Source organism: Halorussus marinus (assembly GCF_004765795.1).
GTDB lineage: Archaea > Halobacteriota > Halobacteria > Halobacteriales > Haladaptataceae > Halorussus > Halorussus marinus.
This window is the reverse complement of sequence record NZ_SBIV01000001.1, coordinates 212498-232174: the sequence shown is the minus strand read 5'-3', so window position 1 is coordinate 232174 and position 19677 is coordinate 212498. Positions and strand designations below refer to the sequence as shown.

The window sequence follows — 19677 nt, the reverse complement described above, 5'->3', positions numbered from 1 at the left end:
GTATAAGCCGAGTCTACTCGGGGGGACCGCCCGGACGGACGCGCCGATGCCGGAGTCCAAAGCGCTTTGTCCGTCGGCTCGATACGGTGTCTCATGCCGACCTACGATTTCGAGCGGTATCTCAACGTGCGGACCGCATCGGGCCCCTCCTTCGGGCCCGACGGCGAGCGCCTCTCTGTGCTGATGGACACCACGGGCGTCCCGCAGGTGTGGGGACTCGACGAGCCGACCGGGTGGCCCCGCCAGCTCACCTTCGAGGACGAGCGGGTCAGCTTCGCGTCGTGGTCGCCCGAGCGCGACGAACTGGTCTTCGGGATGGACGAGGGCGGCGACGAACGCACCCAGCTGTTCCGGCTCGACGGCGACGGGGAGACGGTGACGCCGCTGACCGACACCCCCGAGGCGATCCACTACTGGGGCGGGTGGAACGCCGACGGCTCGGAGTTCGCGTTCGCGTCGAACCGCCGCGACGAGTCGGCGTTCGACATCTACGTTCAGGGCCGCGACGAGGTCGGCGACGACGCCGAGCGCGTCCACGAGGGCGACGGCTGGCTCTCGGTCGCGGGGTGGAGTCCCGACGACGACGCGCTCGCGGTGGTCGAGATGCACTCAAGTTTCGACTACGACGTGTACGTCCTCGATCTGGACACCGGCGACCTCGATCACCTCACGCCCCACGACGGCGACGTCCGGTACCAGCAGGTCGAGTGGGGCCCCGACGGGGACGCGCTCTATCTGGTGACCGACCGGGACGCCGACACGACCTACCTCGCGCGCCTCGACGTCGAGACCGGCGCCCTCGACCTCGTCGCGGACGGCGGGGACTGGAACGTCGAGCGGTTCGGGCTCGACGACGACACCGGCCGGTTCGTCTACGGCCGCAACGTCGACGGCTACACCGACCTGACCGTCGGCGAACTCACCGCCGAGACGTCGTTCCGAGAGTTCCCCGCGCCAGACCTCCCCGGCGGAATCCACTACGGCGTGGCGTTCGACGGCGACGCCGACCGGTTCGCGGTCGCCGTCACGGGGAGCGCCGAGAACGCGAACGTCCACGTCGTCGACGTCGAGACCGGCGACACCGAACGCTGGACCGACGCCGCCGCGGCGGGACTCCCGAAAGAGTCGTTCGTCGACCCCCGACTCGTGCGCTACGAGACGTTCGACGACAGGGAGATCCCGGCGTTCTTCTCGGTGCCCGACGGTGCGGACCGCGACGCCGAGGCGGGCGAGATCCCGGTCGTCGTCGACATCCACGGCGGCCCCGAGAGCCAGCGCCGCCCGAGCTTCCACCCCGTCAAGCAGTACTTCCTGAACCGCGGGTACGCGTACTTCGAGCCCAACGTCCGGGGGTCGTCGGGCTACGGCGCGACCTACACCCACCTCGACGACGTCGAAAAGCGGATGGACTCGGTGGCGGACGTCGAGGCCGGCGTCGAGTGGCTCCGGGACCGCCCGGAGATCGACGCCGATCGGATCGTCGCCATGGGCGGGTCGTACGGCGGCTTCATGGTGCTGGCGGCGCTCACGGAGTATCCGGAGCTGTGGGCCGCGGGCGTCGACATCGTCGGCATCGCGAACTTCGTCACCTTCCTCGAGAACACCGGCGACTGGCGCCGCGAACACCGGGAGGCCGAGTACGGCTCGCTCGACGAGGACCGCGACCTGCTGGAGTCGATCAGCCCGATCAACAACATCGAACGCATCGAGGCGCCCCTGCTTGTCCTCCACGGCGCGAACGACCCCCGGGTCCCGGTCGAGGAGGCCGAACAGATCGCGGCCGAGGCCGCCGATCAGGGCGTCCCGGTCGAGAAGCTGATCTTCGACGACGAGGGCCACGGCTTTACGAAACTCCAGAACCGGATCGAGGCCTACACCACCGTCGCGGAGTTCCTCGACGAGCACGTCTGAGAGGCGAGCGACACCGCCCGGTCGCGCCGGTCACGCGCTCGGGGGCCGATCGCCCCCGCCGAGGCGCATCTCGCGGTTGTGATAGACGTGGGCGACTCCCGACACCGTCACCAGCAGCGACGCCCCGGCCGCGATGGCGAGGCCGGGCAGGCTCCCGAACGGCGGGGTCCCGGCCCACGCCGCGACCGTCACGGATCCACAGAGCAGTCCCAGCAGAACGTAGTACTGGCTCCACGGGATCTCGTTGCCGGGAACGACTTCGAGATACACCTGTAGCTCTTCGAGGTCGTCGGTCGCGGCGAGCGTGCTCCGGTCGGCGTCGTACTCGACGAGTCCGGCGTCGTCCATCTTCGGGAGGTGGACCTGCTGGAGCGCGTTGTAGGCCCGCCGGCGCTCCTCGGCGGTCACCGCCTCGGGTCGCTTGTCGTTCTCCCGCGCCGCCACCGTCCGGGAGAGGTCGCGCAACTCCGCGAGGCCCTCGCGTGCGAGGAGATAATCGACGACGTACCTGCGGCGTTGGTTGCTCAGCATCTCGAAGACCACCTCCCGGGAGAGCTCGCGGTCGCGGTCGCGATCGCTGTCTTCGTCGGTCGCGTCCTGAGACTGGGTTCGTTCGAGGAGTTCCGTGTTCATCGTGGTCACGGAGGGCGGGCGAGGCGGGGCCGGTCGCACACGTAGCACTCGTGGCAATCGTAATATATGTTCTCGATCTTACAATTATCCGAGACGCGAAATCATCGCCTTCGCGAGAGGAGGTAGGCGGCACCTACGTCCGGAGATCCGAAACGCCACGCCGGTGGCTCGGAGATATGCTTCGGCTAACCGACCGAGGGCGGGCCGACTGATCGCTCCGGAAGCGACCGCCACCCCGAACCGCCGACCCGACCCGGCCCCGTCGGCGCCGAAAGGCGGCGAACAGACGTAAGTCGACCACCGGCGTATCGTCGCCGATGTCACTGAAAACCACCGAGCGAGACAGCGACGACGCGGCGACCGAACGACCGACGAAATCGACGGCGTTCAGGCTGGCCCGCCTGCTGTTCGGCGGGGCGCTCGCGCTCACCGCGCTCGACAACTTCCGGGACCTCGACGGGATGATCGCGTACGCCGACAGCGAGGGGGCGCCCCGGCCCGAGGCCGCGGTGCCCGCGATCAGCGGCGCGCTGGTGTTCGGCGGCGCCGGGCTCGCGGTCTGGAAGCTCCCGCGGCTGGCGGCCGGCGCGGTCGCGACGTTCCTCGCGGCGACCACGCCGCTGATGCACGACTTCTGGACGATCGACGACGAGGCAGAGCGCGACCAACAGCAGGCCCACTTCGTCAAGAACCTCGCGTTGCTTGGCGGCGCGCTGGCGTTCCTCGGGATCGCCGACGACGAGCGTTAGATGACGCCCGTGGTCTCGGCGGCCTCGACCGCGGCGGCCTCGCTCATCCCGTTGCCGAGGATGGTGTAGCGGTCCCGGATCTCGTGGGCCGAGGTGAGCGCCGCCACCACGGTCGCGTCGTCGATGCCCAACTCCGCGGCGGTGGTGGGCGCGCCGATGGTCGCGAGCGCCTCGCGGACCCCGCGCCAGTCGCCGCCGTGGAGGTACTCGGCGACGATGGTGCCGACCCCGACCTGATGGCCGTGGAGCGCGGCGTCGGGCACCATGCGATCGAGCTGGTGGGAAAAGAGGTGCTCGGCGCCGCTGGCGGGCCGCGAGGAGTCGGCGATCGACATCGCGACCCCCGAGGAGACGAGCGCCTTCACGACGGCCCACGCCGACTCCTCTAAGCCCTCCTTGATGGTGTCGGCGTTGCCCACCAGCATCTCGGCGGTCATCTCGGCGAGCGCGGCGGCGTAATGAGAGTACTCGACGCCCTGGAGCCGGTTGGCGAGTCGCCAGTCTTTGACCGCGGTGTAGTTGCTGATGATGTCGGCACAGCCGGCGGTGGTGAGCCGCCACGGCGCGTCGGCCAGGATCTCGGTGTCGGCCACGACCGCCAGCGGCGGCGCGGCCGCGACGCTGTGGCGGGTGTCGCCCTCCGGAACCGAACCCCGGCCCGAGACGATGCCGTCGTGGCTCGCGGCGGTCGGCACCGAGACGAAGCCGGTTTCGAGGTCGTGGCTCGCCATCTTGGCGATGTCGATGGCCTTGCCGCCGCCGACGCCGACGAGGTAGCCGACGTCGGCCTCGCGAGCGACCTCGATCACTCGCTGGACCGCGTCGAAGCTGGCGTCCTCGACCACGACGGTCTCGGGGTCGTCGCCGGCCGCCGCGAACTCCTCGGCGACCCGGTCGGCCGCGACCCGGCGGGGCGTCGGGCTGGTGACGACCAGCGGCCGGCCCCGGAGGTGGAGCTCCGAGACCGCCTCGACCGTCTGGTCGAGCACGCCGTGGCCGACTACCACGTTGCGCGGGAGCCGAATCCACGTCGACTTGTCGAACATACCTACGGTTCTCTCGCGGCGGGTGAAACAGTTTGCCCTCTCCGGCGGGGTCGGTCCGGCGCCCGCGGAGGCGCGGTCGGCTCGCCGATCGAGTCACTCCGGCGGCGTCCCCCACGACGACTGCCAGCCCGCGGTCCCGACGTCGCGGTTCGCCCGGAGCGCGTACCGCACCGCGAGCGCGTGCCGGACGAACAGCGCGCCGGCGAGCACGCCCCCGCCCACGACGGCGCCGGCCGAGAACCCCGCCGTCGGGACGGTGACGACCCACTCCGGGACGACGACCCACCCGGTGACGACGAGCACCCAGACGGTCGCGCCCGCGGCCTCGACCAGCGCGAGGCCCGCCGGCACCCGCCCGACCAGCGTCGAGAGCGGCCGGCGACTCCGGAGGAGGTTGTCCGCGATCGCGTGACGCGGCGCAAGTCCGACCGCGAGCGCGACCCCGACCAACGCGACCCCGACGGGGTCGCCGACTCGCCGGACGGCGCCGAACCACCCGACCCACAGGGCCGTCTCGGCGAGCGCGAGCGCCACCACGGGCGGGGCCGGTACCTCGCGGCGCCACCCCTTGACGGTGACGTGGGCGCCCAGCCCCGCCACGAGCAGGCCGGCGCCGAGCGCGGCGACGCCGACGGCCGCCGGAATCGACAGCGGGGACGCGTCGGCGACGAGCCCGAGCCACACCGACAGCGCGGTGACCTCGACGGCGGTCGTGGCGACGACGCCGAACGCCCGGACCGTCGCCCGGAGCGCGTGGCGGATCATCGCCGACCCCCGGACCCGGCTCGGTTGCGACGCGTGCGTGCCATGAGCTACCAGTCGCTCTCGGGGGTGATTGTTATCAGCCACCTGAAACGGGTAGTACGGGCCTTCGAACGGTCGAACGGCGGGGTTAACGTCTTCTCGATCGCTCAGAGCGTATCGAGCACGCCGAGGACTCGCCGTTCGGCCTCCCGGCCCGGATCCCACTCGGCGCCGTCGCGGTCGCTGTCGAGGTGTTCTTCGACCGTTCGAGCCATCGCCTCGTCGAGCGGCGTCGACTCCCACCCGAGATCGGCGAGCTTGGCGGTGTCGAGGAGGTGGGGGTACTCCCGATAGAGCACGAAGTCCTCGGCCGAGAGATCGGCGGCCGCCAGTTCGCGGTCGCCGGCGTGGACGACCTCCACGTCGGTGGAGAGCGCGTCGGCGATCAGTTCGACCATCTCGTCGATCGTCACGGCGCGCCGATCGCCGACGTTGTACGCCTCGCCGGGCGTCCCCTCCTCGGCGACGATCCGGAGCGCGCTCGCCACGTCCGGGGCGTACGCACGATGCCAGACGTTGTCGCCGTCGCCGGGCACCACCACGCGGTCGTAGTTCGCCACCCGATCGATCCAGTAGTCGAGGCGCTCGGTGTAGTCGTAGGGGCCGTAGACGATGCAGGGCCGGACGCTGTAAGCGTTCACCCCGCGGTCGGCGGCGGCCGCGATCGCGCGGTCGCCCTCGGCCTTCCGGTTGCCGTAGGTGTCGCCCGAGTCGTCGGTCGCCTGCTCGGCCGTGCAGGGCCGGAGCGCCGTCTCGCCCTCGCGCTTGGGGAGCTCCTCGCTGGCGTAGGCGTCGCCGCTGGAGACGTAGACGTAAGCGTCGACGTCGGCGAATATCTCGGTCGCGGCCCGGACCTCGCGGGGCTTGTAGGCGACGCAGTCGAAGACGGCGTCGGGGTCGACCCGCTCGGCCGCGAGTTCGAGCGCGGAGTCGTTGGTCCGGTCGCCCTCGACGCGGTCGACGTCGGCCGCGTCGGCGAAGGGGTTGTCGTGGTTTCCGCGGTTGAAGATGGTCACGTCGTAGTCGTGCTCGCGCAGTTGCTCGACCAGATGGCGGCCGACGAACCGCGTGCCGCCGATGACGAGTGCGGTGTCCATACGCCACGATGACCCGCCCGCCCAAAAATCCTACCGGACGCGTCGAACGGCCGTCGTCGCGGACGCCCCGGACGACCGGGAGCGCCGATGACGTTCGTGCAGTTTTTCGCCGATCGGAGTCGCGTCCGCGAACGATTATGCGTTTGTTTCGGACGGGTACAACACTTATTGTGAACACCGTCGTACGTTGGTGGTATGGGACAGAGAGAGGCCGACTCGGACGGCATCGAGATCCGCGAGGCGGAGTCGAGCGACGTCGCGGGCATCCGCGAGGTCGCGTTGCAGTCGCTTCACGCCTCCTACGACGACGTACTCGGCGAGGAGACGGTCGAACAGGCGGTCGAACGGTGGTACGACGACGACGCGCTGGGGGCCGAACTCGACGAGGAGGGGATGTGTTACCTCCTCGCGGTCGCCGGCGACGAGGTGGTCGGCTTCTCCCAGAGCCTCGTGTTGCCCGAGGACGGGACCGCGACCATCCTCTGGCTCCACGTCGACCCCGGTAACCGCGACAAGGGCGTCGGGACCACTCTGTTGAAACAGACGCAGGCCGCCCTCTCCGAGCGGGGCGCCGAGCAGATCTCCGCGGCCGTCCTCGCGGACAACGAGCAGGGGTGTTCGTTCTACGAGGCAAACGGCTTCGAGACGGTGAACAGCCGCGAGACCGAGATCGGCGGCGAGACCTACGTCGAGAACGTCTACGGCCACGAGGGCCGGGCCAAGTTCGAGTCCCGGGAGTACGACGGGCGGACCCTCTACGTCAACTGGGCCGAGAGCGACCGGGGGTCGAAGGCTCCCTTCTACGCGGCGTACAGCGACGAGGACGCCCAGGACCTGTTCGGGTGGTTCTGCTCGAACTGCGAGAGTTTCGACAACGCGATGGACTCGATGGAGCGGCTGAAGTGCAACGACTGTGGCAACCAGAAAAAGCCCGCGCGGTGGGACGCCGCCTACCTGTAGGTCGCTCTTTCTCGCCGACTTCGAACGGCGCGGTGCAGTTTCCCGGGCGGTCGTCCGGACGGGCCGCTTGCGGCGACTCTCAGTCCGCCCCGCCGGCGACGAGGCTCGCGCCCTCCCGGTCGTCGGCTCGGGGCGGGAGCGCGTTCCGAACGTCCTCGCGGCCCTCCTCGGAGACGGCCCGCTCGTAGGCTTCGGGCATCACTTTCACGAACCGCGAGACCGCCCGGTCCCAGTCGGCGAGCACCGCCGCCGCCCGATCGCTGTCCGTGTAGGCGACGTGGTTTTCGAGGAGGCGGCCCAACACCGCCTCGTCGCGGGCCGACAGCGACTCGTCGAGCGAGACCATCCCCGTGTTGGCCCTCTCGGCGAACGCGCCGTCGTCGTCGTACACGTAGGCGACCCCGCCGCTCATCCCCGCCGCGAAGTTCTTGCCGGTCTCGCCGAGCACCGCGACGACGCCGCCGGTCATGTACTCACAGCCGTGGTCGCCGACGCCCTCGACGACCGCCTTCGCGCCGGAGTTGCGCACGCCGAACCGCTCGCCGGCGACGCCGTTGACGTACACCTCGCCGCCGGTCGCGCCGTAGAGAGCGACGTTGCCGACGACGACGTTCTCGGCGGGGTCGTAGCCGGCGTCGGCGGGCGTGGTGACCGCGATCCGACCGCCCGACAGCCCCTTGCCGAGGTAGTCGTTGGCCGCGCCGACGAGGCTGAGATCGACCCCGGACTGGAGGAACGCGCCGAAGCTCTGGCCGGCGGTCCCCCGGAGCGAGCACGCGATCGTGCCGTCCGGGAGCCCGCCCTCGCCGTGGCGCTCGGAGACCCGACCCGACAGCATCGCGCCGACCGCTCGGTCCTCGTTGGTGATCGAGGCCTCGACCTCGACCGGGTCGCCCCGCTCGATCGCGTTCCCGGCGGCCGCGAGCAGGTCCCGGTCGAGGTGGTCGTCGATTTCGTGGGTCTGCGGGCGGGTCTTGGTGCGTCGAGGGTCGGTCGGCCCGGGGTCGGCCGGCTCGGCGAGCACCGCCGAGAGGTCGAGGCCGCGGGCCTTCGGGTGGTCGACCGTCCGCTGGTCGAGACAGTCGACCCGGCCGACCATCTCCTCGACGGTCTCGAAGCCGAGGTCGGCCATGACCGCCCTGAGCTCCCGGGCGATGAACGTCATGTAGTTGATGACGTGGTCGGGCTCGCCGGGGAACCGCGCCCGGAGGTCCTCGCGCTGGGTCGCCACCCCGACCGGACAGGTGTTCTCGTGGCACTGGCGGGCCATCACGCACCCCGACGTGACGAGGCTCGCGGTGCCGAAGACGTACTCCTCGGCGCCCAGAAGCGCCGCGACCGCCACGTCCCGGCCGGTCTTGAGCCCGCCGTCGACGCTCACCCGGATGCGCGAGCGCAGGCCGGTCTCCCGGAGCAGTTGGTTCGCCTCCGCGAGCCCGAGTTCCCACGGCAGGCCGGCGTGCTTGATCGAGGTGCGGGGGCTCGCGCCGGTGCCGCCCGAGTGGCCCGAGATGTGGACCACGTCGGCGTTGGCCTTCGCGACGCCGGCCGCGATGGTGCCGATACCGGCCTCAGAGACCAGCTTGACGTTGATGTCGGCGTCCTCGTTCGCGACCTTCAGGTCGTGGACGAGCTGTTTCAGGTCCTCGATCGAGTAGATGTCGTGCTGGGGCGGCGGCGAGATGAGCCCGACGCCGGGCGTGGCGTACCGGACGCCGGCGATCGTCTCGTCGACCTTGCCGCCCGGCAGGTGACCGCCTTCGCCGGGCTTCGAGCCCTGAGCCATCTTGATCTGGAGCTCGTCGGCGCTCTCCAGGTACGCGCTGGTCACGCCGAACCGGCCCGACGCGACCTGCTTGACCGAACACTCTCGCTCGGTGCCGAACCGCTCGGGGGGCTCGCCGCCCTCGCCGGTGTTTGCCTTTCCGCCGAGCCGGTTCATCGCGACGGCGTTGTTCTCGTGGGCCTCCGGCGAGAGCGACCCGAGGCTCATCGCGGCGGTCGAAAAGCGCTCGACGATGTCTTCGACCGGTTCGACGTCCTCGATCGGGATCGACTCCCGATCCGACGCGTCGAACTCGAGCAGTCCCCGGAGCGTCTGGAGTCGCTCGCTCCGGTCGTTGGTCTGGGCCGCGAACTCCCGGTAGGTGTCGTAGTCGCCCTCTCGGACCGCCCGCTGGAGGGTCCCGACCGTCTCGGGGTTCCACTGGTGGTGGCGCCCGCCCGAGCGGTGCTCGAACTCGCCCTGGCGCTCGACGTCGGGATCGTCGCCGAACGCGACCTCGTGGCGCTCGCGGAGGTCGGCCTCGATCTCCGGGACCCCGATCCCCTCGGTCCGGTTCTCGGTCCCTTCGAAGTACTCGGCGACGAAGCCCGAATCGAGCCCGACCGCCTCGAATATCTGGGCGCCGCGGTAGCTCTCGACCGTCGAGATGCCCATCTTCGCCATCGTCTTCTGGAGGCCGTCCTCTAAGGCCCCGACGTAGGCGTCGACCGCGTCGGCCTCGTCGGCCCCCTCGGGGCCGGCCACCACGTCGCCGATCGACCGGTAGGCGAGGTAGGGGTTGACCGCGCCAGCGCCGTAGCCGACGAGGCAGGCGAGGTGGTGGACCGTCCGGGGGTCGCCCGACTCCACGACGAGGCCGGCGTGGTTGCGCAGGCCGTTCCGGACGAGGTGGTGGTGGACTGCCCCCGTCGCGAGGAGGCTCGGCACCGCGAGTCGGTCCTCGCCGACCCGGCGGTCCGACAGCACCACGAGTTCGGCGCCCGACTCGATCGCCTCGCGGGCGTCGGTCCGGACGCGCTCGACCGCGGCTTCGAGGTCGACGTCGGGCGCGTAGGTGATGTCGACGGTCTCGCTCGGGAGGTCACACTCGCGCAGGCCGGCCGTCTCGGCGTCGGTCAACACCGGCGAGTCGAGCCGGAGCTGGCGGGCGTGGGCCGGCGTCTCCCCGAGGAGGTTTCGCTGGCGGCCGAGCCGGGTTTCGAGGCTGGTGACACAGTCCTCCCGGAGGTAGTCGATCGGCGGGTTCGACACCTGCGCGAACAGCTGTTTGAAGTACGAGAACAGCGGGCGATCGAACGCCGAGAGCACCGACAGCGACGTGTCGTCGCCCATCGACCCGACGGGGTCTTTCCCGGTGGTCGCCATCGGTTCGAGCAACTGATCGAGCTCGTCGCGCGTGTAGCCGAAGGCCGCCTGCGCGGCCCGGAGCGAGACGTCGGCCGCCGCCGGATCGTCGCCCGCCGACCCTCCGGCGCGGGGCGTCGGATCGGCGGGCGCGTCGAGTTCGACTTGCTCGCGGTCGACCCACTCGCCGTACGGTTGCTCGGTGAGGTCGTCGAACACCTCCTCGTCGGGGACGATCCGGCCCGCGGTCACGTCGGCCAGAAACAGCTGGCCGGGTTCGAGCCGGCCGCGCTCGACGATCTCGGACTCGGGCAGGTCGAGCGCGCCGGCCTCGCTCGCCATCACGAGCCGGTCGTCGGCGGTCACGTCGTACCGGCAGGGCCGGAGCCCGTTGCGGTCGAGCACCGCGCCGATCCGGCCGCCGTCGGCCCCGGCCACGAGCGCGGGGCCGTCCCACGGCTCGACCAGCGAGGCGTGGTAGTCGTAGAACGCCCGGCGGTCGTCGGCCATCCGGTCGTCCTTGCGCCACGCCTCGGGGACCAGCAGTCTGAGCGCGTGCGGGAGGTCTCGGCCCGCCTGCAACAGGAGTTCGAGGGTGTCGTCGACCATCGACGTGTCGCTTCCCTCGGGGTCGGTGACGACGGGCGTCACGCGGTCGGGGTCGAACCGGTCGGTGTCGAGGTCGGTCTCGCGGGCCCGCATCCAGTTGACGTTCCCCCGGATCGTGTTGAACTCCCCGTTGTGGACGACGTTCCGGTACGGATGGGCGAGGTGCCACGCCCCGAGCGTGTTGGTCGAGAATCTGGCGTGGACCAGTACGAACCGCGTCCCGACGCGGTCGTCGGTCAGGTCCGGGAAGTAGCCCGCCAACTGGTCGCCTTTCAGCAGTCCCTTGTAGACGACCGTCTCGCGGTCGAGCGAGCAGACGTAGAGGTCCTCGGGCGTCTCGACGGCCTTCTCCAGGGCCCTGCGGGCGACGTAGAGTCGCCGGTCGAACGCGTCGGCCGAGAGATCGACCTCGGGCCGGACGAAACACTGCCAGATCGCGGGCTCGGCGTCGAGCGCGGTTGCCCCGAGGTCGGCGCCGTCGGTCGGAACCGCCCGCCAGTGGAACACGTCGAGGCCGTCGTCGGCGAGCACCGACTCGATGCGCTCCCGAAGATCGCGCCGAGCCGCGTCGTCGGTCGGTAAGAACAGCGAACCGACGGCGTACTCGCCGCGGGCGGGGAGGTCCGGGACCACCTCGGCGAAGAAGTCGTGGGGCGTCTCCAGCATCACGCCGGCGCCGTCGCCGGTGTTCTCCTCGGCGCCGGTGGTTCCGCGGTGTTCGAGGCGTTCGAGGAGCGCGAGGCCGTCGGCGAGGACCTCGTGGTCGCCGTCGCCCGGGTCGCGTCCGCGGAGGTCCGCGACGACGCCGACCCCGCAGTTCGCGCGCGCGTCGTCGGGCGAACCGAGGCCTCGGCGGTCGTCTGTGTGCGTAGAGTGCTCGTGGGTCATGGGCGTGCTATTCGGGACGCCGTACAAGAGCCTACCCCTGAATGACTAAGGACGTATTAATGCCACATAAGGCCAATAATACTGTTTGGTCGGCCTTTACCACTGCGTGAGCGCCCGAGCGCCGTGGTCGCGCGCGAGGATGCCGAAGAACGTGAGGATCCCGCTAAAGGCCGCCCCCGCGCCGACGAAGAACACCCACTGCATCCCGACGCCCATGAGCGCGCCGCCGAGCATCGGCGCGAGCACGCTCCCGGGCCGCCAGACCAGCTCCCGGATGCCGAAGCTGGAGGCGACCGAGCCGTCCTCGGTGCCCTCGTCGGCGAACAGCGCCATGCTCGCGGGCTCGCGGAGGCTGTCGGCCACACCGAGCAGGGCGTTACAGGTCAAAAGCGGCAGGAACGCCGCCGACAGCGTTCCGACGACCGGGAACGTCTCGGGCGCGCCGACGAACGAGCCGATCGCGGGGGTGAACGGCACCGCGAGCGCGACCAGCCCGTAGAGGCCGCCGCCGACGAACACGAACAGCGACCGGCCCGCCCGATCGGAGAGCCGGCCCGTGTAGGGCTGACACAGCATGTTGGTGGCCTTCTCGGCGGTGATGAGCAGGCTCACCGCGAGCGCCGTCTCCGTGTACCCGAGCCCGCCGCGGGCGACCTCCAGCCCGGCGTAGAGGGGGACCCACGTCCGGACCAGCGTGACCGCGACCGCGTACTGGGCACGAAAGCTCGTGAGAGTGAGCAGTCGTCGGTTGAACGCGAGGCCGGCGAAGGGGTTGCCGGCGATCGTCGTCCCGTCGCTGTCGACGAACCACCAGACCCCGACCAGCGCGGGCAAGAGCAGGCCGACGAGGACGGCGTACACCGCCTCGAAGCCGTACAGCCCGTGGAGGCTCCCCGCCCCGAGACTGCCGAGGATGCTCGCGCCGAACCGGGCGGCGTTTGCCCGTCCGATGTGGGTCGCCCGGGCGTCGGCGGGCGCGAGTTCGCCGATCAGCGCGAGCGACATCAGCCCGGTGCCGGTGACCGCGACGCCCTGAAGCGCCCGGGCGGCCACGAACTGGAGGCTCGACCCGACGAGCGCGAACGCGACGTATGTCACGGCCGCGAGCCCGAGACAGCCCGCCAGCACCAGCCGCTTGTCCCCGCGGTCGCCCGCCCACGCCAGCGGGACGACAGCCGCGGTCTGGGCGAGCGTGAACGCCGTCGTGAACAGCCCGACGACGAGGTTCGAGGCGTCGAAGAGGTTCACGTACGTCGGGAGCAGGGTCACCAGCGTGATGAACCCGAAGCCGCTGGCGAACCGCGTGAGATACAGCGCGTAGAACTGAAACTTCTCCTCGTTCACACCGGTAGGGTGCGTGCCGGTCGAAAAGCAGTTTCGGAAGCGGTCGCCCGGCGGTCGCGGCGATCGACGCGATCACGAGCTTCGAGCGGTCGCGGCGATCGACGCGATCACGCACCGTCGCCGCGCCACTCCAGAATCGTCGCGGCCCACGTATAGCCGGTCCCGGCCGCGAGAAAGCAGACGAGGTCCCCGGATTCGACGAGGCCGCGGTCGAGCGCCGCGTCGAGCGCGAGCACCTGATCGACGCTCTGGACGTGGCCGTACTCGTCGAGGTAGTAGTCAGCCGCGTCGAGTTCCTCGACCAGCAACTCGTGGAACGACCGCTTCATGTGGGTGAGCGCCACGAAGTCCAGGTCCGAGCGGTCGTAGCCCGACCGCGAGAGGGCGTCGTCGGCCACCCGAAGGAAGTTCGGGAGGCTCACCGCCCCGAGGCGCTCTTTCATCCCGTCGGGATCGGGCACGTCGAGCGTGTGCAGTCCCTGCTCGACCGTCGCCGTGCTCGGCGGGTTCCGCGAGCCGCCCGCGGGCATTACCACGTCCTCGGAGAAACTGCCGTCCGTGATCGCGGCGCTCTCCCCGAGCGTAGCGCGAGCGCGCTCGCCCGGCTCGGACTCCAGCACCATCGCGCACGCCCCGCTCCCGAAGTTGAACATGAACGAGGCGTCCTCGTTGGCGTAGTCGACGAGGTCCTCCTCGCGGCTCGCGGCCACGAGTAACGCCGTCTCGGGGGCGTCGGCGCGCAGTTGGGCCCTCGCCTGTCGGAGCGCGAGCGGCGCGCCCGCACACAGCGCGTAGCTCTCGACCGCGAACGCCTCGTCGGCGCCGAGTCGCTCGGCGACGTCGGCGGCGGCGCTCCAGACGTAGAAGTCCTTGTACTCGCTCCCGTGATACAGCACCACATCGACGTCCGCGGGCGCGAGGCCGGCGTCCGCGAGCGCCGCCTCGGCGGCCGAGACGCACATGTCGGTCGCGTGGTCGGCGTCGGGCGGACAGACCCGCTTCTCGCGGACGCCCATCTTCTCGACCACCACGTCCTCGGGGACGCCGCTCTCGGCGGCGATCTCCTCGCCGGTGACGACGCCGTCCGGGACGTAGGTACCGTAGCCGGTGAGCCCGACCGTCGGCGCGGGGTCGGTCATCGCTCACCCCGTAGCCGGCTGGCGATCGCTTCGCCGACCGGACCGCCGACCCGGTCGCGGACGGTGCCGAGGAGTCCGCTCGGCACGAAGAGGACGAACAGCACGAACAGCACGCCGATGTACAGTTCGGCGTGGCCGTTGAGGAAGGTGTTGATCGCCTCCCCGACCGTGAGGCCGTCGAACACCTCGGTCGAGAGCAGTCCCTCCCCGAGGTTGTCCCGGAGGTAAGGGAGCAGGCCGCCGCCCTCCCCGCGCTTCGAGAGGAACTCGGTGACCCCCTCGTCGAACAGCCAGCCGTACAGCGGGCCGGCGAGCGTGCCGAACCCGCCGATGATGGAGGCCAACAGCGCGTCGCCGGTCACCAGGAAGTAGAAGGTGCCGTCGGGCGAGACCGACCGCCGGAACCCCGCGAGCAGGCCGCCCGCCACCGCGGCGAAGAAGGCGCTGACCGCGAACGCACCGAGCTTGTACCAGAAGGTGTTGTAGCCGATGGCCTCGGCGCGCTCCTCGTTTTCCCGGATCGCGATCAGCACCTTGCCGAACGGCGAGTGGATGATTCGTTGCATCGCGAAGTACGACGCCAGCACGACGAGCCCGATCATGTAGTACGACACCTCGGTCGCGGTGAACTCGAGCACGCCCAACAGCCCCTCGACGCTCTCGCCGGCGAGTTGGCCGATCGCGAGGTCCAGCGAGTCGACGCCCGGCACGCCGATCGAGAACGGCTCGGTGCGTCCGAGCACCGCGGGGCCGTCCCGGGGGTTCGACGCCAGATACCCCCAGTCGCGGACCAGCACGTACAGCACCTGCGAGAACCCGAGCGTGATCATCGCGAAGTAGACGCCGGTGAGCCGGAACGACACCGCGCCGATGAGGACCGCGAGCCCGACCGCGATCAGCCCGCCGATCACGAGCAAGGCGACAAACGACGTGTCCGGCCCGAGCAGGGGTATCTTGCCGTTGGCCGCGAGCACGACGAAGTACGCCCCGGTGCCGTAGAAGGCGGCGTGCCCGAACGAGAGATACCCCGTGTAGCCGCTGATGAAGTCGAACGACATCGCGAACAGGCCGAAGTAAAGCACCGCGACCATGGTCTCGACCTGCGGCAGGACCGTCTCCATCTCCGCGCCGACCGGGGAGTTCACCAGCACCGAGTAGAGCCCCGGATACGCCGCGAAGACGGCGATCACCGCGAGGTGCGCGAGGTGCTCGCGGAGGTACCGGACGGGCCACGACGCCGCCGTCTCCGAGTCGGTCTCGGGCGGGGCGTCCGCGGTTTCGGCGCTAATGGCCGCCCACCTCCTCGACGCCGAACAGCCCCTGGGGCCGGAGGATCAACATCACCACGAGGATGAGGAAGATGGTGATCTCGGGCAGTCCCGAGAACTCGATCTCGTTGACGAACCACCACGTCGTGACGGCGTCGGCCATCCCGACGATGAGGGCGGCGACCACGGTGCCCCGGAAGGTGCCGAGCCCACCGATGATGACCACGACGAACGCCGGCAGGAGCGTGTCGGCCGCGAGCGGGACGCTGGCGGCCCACGAGCCGTCCCACATCAGCAGGGTGCCGGCGACGCCGGCGACGCCCGCGCCGAGCGCGAACACCACCGTGAACACCCGGCGGACGTCGATCCCGAGCGCCTCGGTCATCTCGGCGTCCTCGCTACCGGCCCGGATCATCAGCCCGTACCGGGTCTTCGTGAGGAACGCCCACAGTCCCGCGACCGTGAGCGCGCCGATCGCGATCTCGAACAGGTCGAGGCCCGGCACCGAGACGAGTCCGAGATCGACCGACGAGTCGAGGACGCCGGGCTTGGTCGCGAGCGCGGCCTGCCAGTCGCTGGTGGGCTGCATCCCGTAGAACAGCACCACGATGCGGACGAGTTCGTCGAGCACGAGCGTGACCCCAAAGGTCAGGAGGATCTGGTACACCGGCGGCCGGTCGTAGAGCCGCCTGACAAGCCCGATCTCGATCGCGCCCCCGAGCCCGGCGAGGGCCGCGAACGTGACCGCGAGCGCGACGAAAAACAGCGCGAGCCGCGCCGCGTCGCCGGTGGCCTGCCCGACCGCCAACACCATCAGCAGGCCGCCCAGATACGCCCCGATCATCGTCATCGAGCCGTGGGCGAAGTTCAGGACGCCCATCAGGCCGAAGATGAGAGTGAGCCCGCCGGCGATCATCACGTACAGCGCGGCCTTCGCGAGGCCGTCGACGAACACCGACGCGAGGTTGCGCGGCCGGAGGAACTCCGCGAGCGCGTCGACGAAGCCCGCGAGCACGACGGGGTCGGCGAGCGCCGAGTCGAGCCCGACCGCGCCGACGGCGACCCCCGTCATGCCGAGAGATACCTCCTGAGCCGCTCGTCGTCGGCGGACGTCTCGGCGGCGTCCCCCTCGTCGACGACCGAGCCGTTGTCGATCACGTAAAAGCGGTCGGCCAGATCGAGCGCCAGCGGGAGGTTCTGCTCGACCAGCAGGAGGGTGGTGTCCTCGGCCGCGTCGGCCAGCGCCTCGGCGACGCGCTCGACGATCAGCGGCGCGAGCCCCTCGCTTGGCTCGTCGACCAGAAGCAGGTCGTTGTCTCCGACCAGCCCGCGGGCCAGCGCGAGCATCTGCTGTTGGCCCCCCGAGAGGGTGCCGGCGTCCCGGCTCCGGTGGTCCCGGAGGTCGGGGAACGTCTCGAACGCGCGGTCGAGCGCCGCGCCGACCGCCCGCCCGTCGGGGACCGCGACCCGGACGTTCTCCTCGACCGACAGCTGTGCGAAGATGCGTCGCTCCTCGGGGATCCAGCCGACGCCGCGGTCGGCGATCTCGTGGGTCTCCCGGCCGGTCACGTCCTCGCCGCGGAGCCGGACGGTCCCGCGCCGGGGCGGGGTGAGCTGGAGGACGGTTCGGAGCGTCGTGGTCTTGCCCACCCCGTTCCGGCCGACGAGCGCGACGACCTCGCCCTCCTCGACTTCGAGCGAGACGCCTTCGAGGATGTGGCTCTCGCCGTAGTAGGTGTGGGCGTCTTCGACTTCGAGCAGTGTCATTCGATCAGCTCCTTCGAGCAGTCGGTGGGTCCGTCTGCGCTCACGCCGTCCCCTCCTCCGGGTCGGTCCCGGCGGTTTCGCTTTCGGCCTCGCGGCGCAGACTCCCGGCCTCGTAGCCGCCGAGGTACGCCTCTTGGACCGCGGGATCGCCCCGCACGTCTTCCGGAGGACCGTCGGCGATGACCGCGCCCTGATTCAGGACCACGATGCGGTCCGAGACGTTCATCACGATGTCCATGTTGTGCTCGACCAGCAGGACCGCGTGGTCGGTCGCGACGTCCTCGATGAGCTCGATGATGCGGTCGACGCTCTCGGAGGAGACGCCGGCGTTCGGTTCATCGAGCAAGAGCACGTCGGGGTCGCCCGCGAGCGCGATGGCGACTTCGAGCTGGCGTTTCGCGCCGTGGCTCAGGCTGTCGGCGGTCGCCTCGGCCTCGTCGGCGAGCCCGACCCGGTCGAGGATGGCGCGGGCCTCCTCGATGTGGGCGTCGAACGCCCCGGCGTTGCGCCAGAGCTTCGCGCCGTCGGCGCTGGCGGCCTGAGCCGCGATCCGGACGTTCTCCAGCACCGTGCTCGTCGGGAAGACGTTGGTGATCTGGTACGACCGGTGGAGTCCGAGGTTCGCGGCCTCGTAGGGCGTCGCGTCGGTCACGTCGCGCCACCCCTCGTCGGCTCGGATCTCGATGGTTCCCCGCGTGGGGGTCAGTACGCCCGTCAGCAGGTCGAAGAACGTCGTCTTGCCCGCGCCGTTCGGCCCGATGAGCGAGCAGAGTTCGCCGTCTTCGAGTTCGAAATCGACGTCGTCGACGGCCGTGAGGCCGCCGAACTCCTTCGTCAGTCCGGCAGTCCGCAGCATGCCTACAGCGAACAGCCCATTTGGTTCCCCTCGGCGGGGATCGTGGTCTTGTCCTTCCCGATAGTCGAGAGGGGCTCGCTCGGCATCACGGCCGCGTCCCAGTTGTCGGCCCACTCGTCGCTCGTCGGCACGAGATCGGCCACGGTCATCGCCGACCGGGCCTGATTGTTGTACTCCTGGAACGTGTAGCCGCCCTCGCCCTTCGGGGTGTCTCGGACGGTCATCCCGCGCAGGGCCTGAGCGATGTCGGCGCCCTCGGTCGAGCCGCTCTCGGTGACCGCCTGCGAGATGGCCGACGCCGCGGTGAAACACCCCGACGTGAACAGGTCCGGCACCACGCCGTAGGTGTCGGTGTAGGTCTCGACGAACTCGGCGTTGATGTCGTTCTCGTACTGGTTCCAGTGGTACCGCGTCGTGAACGGGCCGAGTTTGGCGTCGGCGATCTTCTCGGCGGTCAGGTCCCCGAGCGCCTTCTGGAGGGTCTGGCCCACGACCTGATTGGTGATCCGGGTCGCGAGGCCGCCGAACACCCGGTAGTCGTAGTCGCCGTTGAGAAACGCGGTGAACAGTTTCGGGAGCGTCGCGACGGTGAACCCGCCGACGATGCCCTCCGCCCCGGCGTCCTGGGCGTTGTCGAGCAGTCCCTCCCACTCGGAGTACCCCTGCGGGACGAACTTCTTGTCGAGGATCTCGACGCCCTCCTCGCGGAGGACCTGCTCGTAGTTGTTCACGACCGCCCGGCCGAACGAGTAGTCGGCGCCGAACAGGTACACCGAGCTCACGTCGGTCTCCTCGGCGACGTACTTGCCGCCCGACCGGGCGTCCATCGCGGTGTTCTCGCTCGCGCGGAAGACGAGGTCGCCGCAGGTCTCGCCGCTCGCGGTCACGTCGGCCGACGCCGCGGGCCCGACCATGTACGGCACCTGGGCCTGCTTCGCGACCGTGTTGATGACGCGGTTGGCCGCCCCCGACGACGCACAGCCGAACAGCATGTCTACGTCCTCGCTCTGGACGAGATCGGTCGCGAGCGACTGGGCCCGATCGGCCGCGAACTGGGTGTCCCGTACCACGAGTTCGTAGTCGACGTCGCCGACCGACGTGGTGTAGGTCCCCGTGCTCGCGCTGTCGATCGGGTCGGTGTCGCCCTTGTACGCCAGCCCGGAGTAGAATCCCCACAGCGCCTGTTTCCCGTAGTACTGGAGGTCGCTGGAGGTCGGCTGGAGCACCCCGATCTTGACCGCGCCCGACGCGGTCGCCTGTTCGGTCGTCGTCGCCGTCGTTTCCGTCATGCCTGAGTCGCCTTCCGTAGTCGTCCCGTCGGTCGTCGTCTCCTGTTCGCCCTCGCCGCCCGTACAGCCGGCGAGTCCGGCCACACCGGCCCCGCCGAGTGCAGTGAGCCATCGCCGCCGTGAAACGCTGTCGTCCACCATGACGAGTCGAACAGAGGCGTTCTATCCGGCAAAGTTTGCGGGGTTA

The 19677-nt window shown here is 70.2% G+C and carries 15 protein-coding genes; 3 read left to right on the top strand and 12 right to left on the bottom strand.

Annotated features, from left to right (window positions below):
• Window positions 1-93: 93 nt before the first annotated feature.
• Window positions 94-1911, top strand: a complete 1818-nt coding sequence (locus EPY72_RS01260; RefSeq protein WP_135805321.1) for a S9 family peptidase — start codon at window positions 94-96, stop codon at window positions 1909-1911.
• A 30-nt stretch (window positions 1912-1941) separates the two neighbouring features.
• Here EPY72_RS01260 and EPY72_RS01255 read toward each other — a convergent pair whose 3' ends face one another.
• Window positions 1942-2544, bottom strand: a complete 603-nt coding sequence (locus EPY72_RS01255) for a DUF7344 domain-containing protein (RefSeq protein ID WP_135805320.1) — start codon at window positions 2542-2544, stop codon at window positions 1942-1944.
• A gap of 317 nt (window positions 2545-2861) precedes the next feature.
• Between EPY72_RS01255 and EPY72_RS01250 the strand changes: the two genes are divergently transcribed.
• Entirely contained in the window at window positions 2862-3293 is a 432-nt protein-coding gene (locus EPY72_RS01250; protein WP_134670787.1) for a DoxX family protein, read from the top strand.
• On the opposite strand, the gene EPY72_RS01245 is transcribed toward EPY72_RS01250, so the two are convergent.
• The 3 genes from EPY72_RS01245 to EPY72_RS01235 all read right to left on the bottom strand — a co-directional run bounded on the left by EPY72_RS01245 (window position 3290) and on the right by EPY72_RS01235 (window position 6240).
• Entirely contained in the window at window positions 3290-4339 is a 1050-nt protein-coding gene (locus EPY72_RS01245) for an NAD(P)-dependent glycerol-1-phosphate dehydrogenase (protein WP_135805319.1), read from the bottom strand. The two genes, EPY72_RS01250 and EPY72_RS01245, sit on opposite strands and share 4 nt — an antisense overlap.
• Before the next feature lie 93 nt (window positions 4340-4432).
• Window positions 4433-5104 (bottom strand): hypothetical protein, encoded by a 672-nt coding sequence (locus tag EPY72_RS01240; RefSeq protein ID WP_134670789.1) that lies wholly within the window; start codon window positions 5102-5104, stop codon window positions 4433-4435.
• Between the two features lie 146 nt (window positions 5105-5250).
• Window positions 5251-6240, bottom strand: a complete 990-nt coding sequence (locus EPY72_RS01235) for an NAD-dependent epimerase/dehydratase family protein (RefSeq protein WP_135805318.1) — start codon at window positions 6238-6240, stop codon at window positions 5251-5253.
• A 195-nt stretch (window positions 6241-6435) separates the two neighbouring features.
• Between EPY72_RS01235 and EPY72_RS01230 the strand changes: the two genes are divergently transcribed.
• Entirely contained in the window at window positions 6436-7200 is a 765-nt protein-coding gene (locus EPY72_RS01230; protein WP_244605500.1) for a GNAT family N-acetyltransferase, read from the top strand.
• Between the two features lie 79 nt (window positions 7201-7279).
• On the opposite strand, the gene gltB is transcribed toward EPY72_RS01230, so the two are convergent.
• The 8 genes from gltB to EPY72_RS01190 form a co-directional block, all read right to left on the bottom strand.
• Window positions 7280-11827 carry a glutamate synthase large subunit gene (gltB, locus tag EPY72_RS01225; protein ID WP_135805317.1) on the bottom strand — a complete coding sequence of 1516 codons (4548 nt, stop codon included), beginning with the start codon at window positions 11825-11827 and terminating at the stop codon, window positions 7280-7282.
• 96 nt (window positions 11828-11923) lie between these two features.
• Window positions 11924-13171, bottom strand: a complete 1248-nt coding sequence (locus EPY72_RS01220) for an MFS transporter (RefSeq protein ID WP_135805316.1) — start codon at window positions 13169-13171, stop codon at window positions 11924-11926.
• A 107-nt stretch (window positions 13172-13278) separates the two neighbouring features.
• Complete coding sequence (locus tag EPY72_RS01215) at window positions 13279-14310, bottom strand: 3-oxoacyl-ACP synthase (RefSeq protein ID WP_135805315.1); 1032 nt, start codon at window positions 14308-14310, stop codon at window positions 13279-13281.
• On the bottom strand, window positions 14307-15431 hold the full coding sequence (locus EPY72_RS01210) for a branched-chain amino acid ABC transporter permease (protein ID WP_210423485.1): 1125 nt from the start codon (window positions 15429-15431) through the stop codon (window positions 14307-14309). The genes EPY72_RS01215 and EPY72_RS01210 overlap by 4 nt, the downstream gene beginning before the upstream one ends.
• A 163-nt stretch (window positions 15432-15594) precedes the next feature.
• Window positions 15595-16650, bottom strand: coding sequence for a branched-chain amino acid ABC transporter permease (locus tag EPY72_RS01205; protein WP_134670794.1), 1056 nt, complete (start codon window positions 16648-16650; stop codon window positions 15595-15597).
• A complete protein-coding gene (locus tag EPY72_RS01200) occupies window positions 16647-17345 on the bottom strand; it encodes an ABC transporter ATP-binding protein (protein WP_135805314.1) in 699 nt (232 codons plus the stop codon). Before EPY72_RS01200 ends, EPY72_RS01205 begins: the two co-directional genes overlap by 4 nt.
• 40 nt (window positions 17346-17385) lie before the next feature.
• Window positions 17386-18201 carry an ABC transporter ATP-binding protein gene (locus EPY72_RS01195; RefSeq protein WP_135805313.1) on the bottom strand — a complete coding sequence of 272 codons (816 nt, stop codon included), beginning with the start codon at window positions 18199-18201 and terminating at the stop codon, window positions 17386-17388.
• A 2-nt stretch (window positions 18202-18203) separates the two neighbouring features.
• Window positions 18204-19628: an ABC transporter substrate-binding protein gene (locus EPY72_RS01190; RefSeq protein WP_209019601.1), complete on the bottom strand. Its 1425-nt coding sequence runs from the start codon at window positions 19626-19628 to the stop codon at window positions 18204-18206.
• Window positions 19629-19677 lie beyond the last annotated feature (49 nt).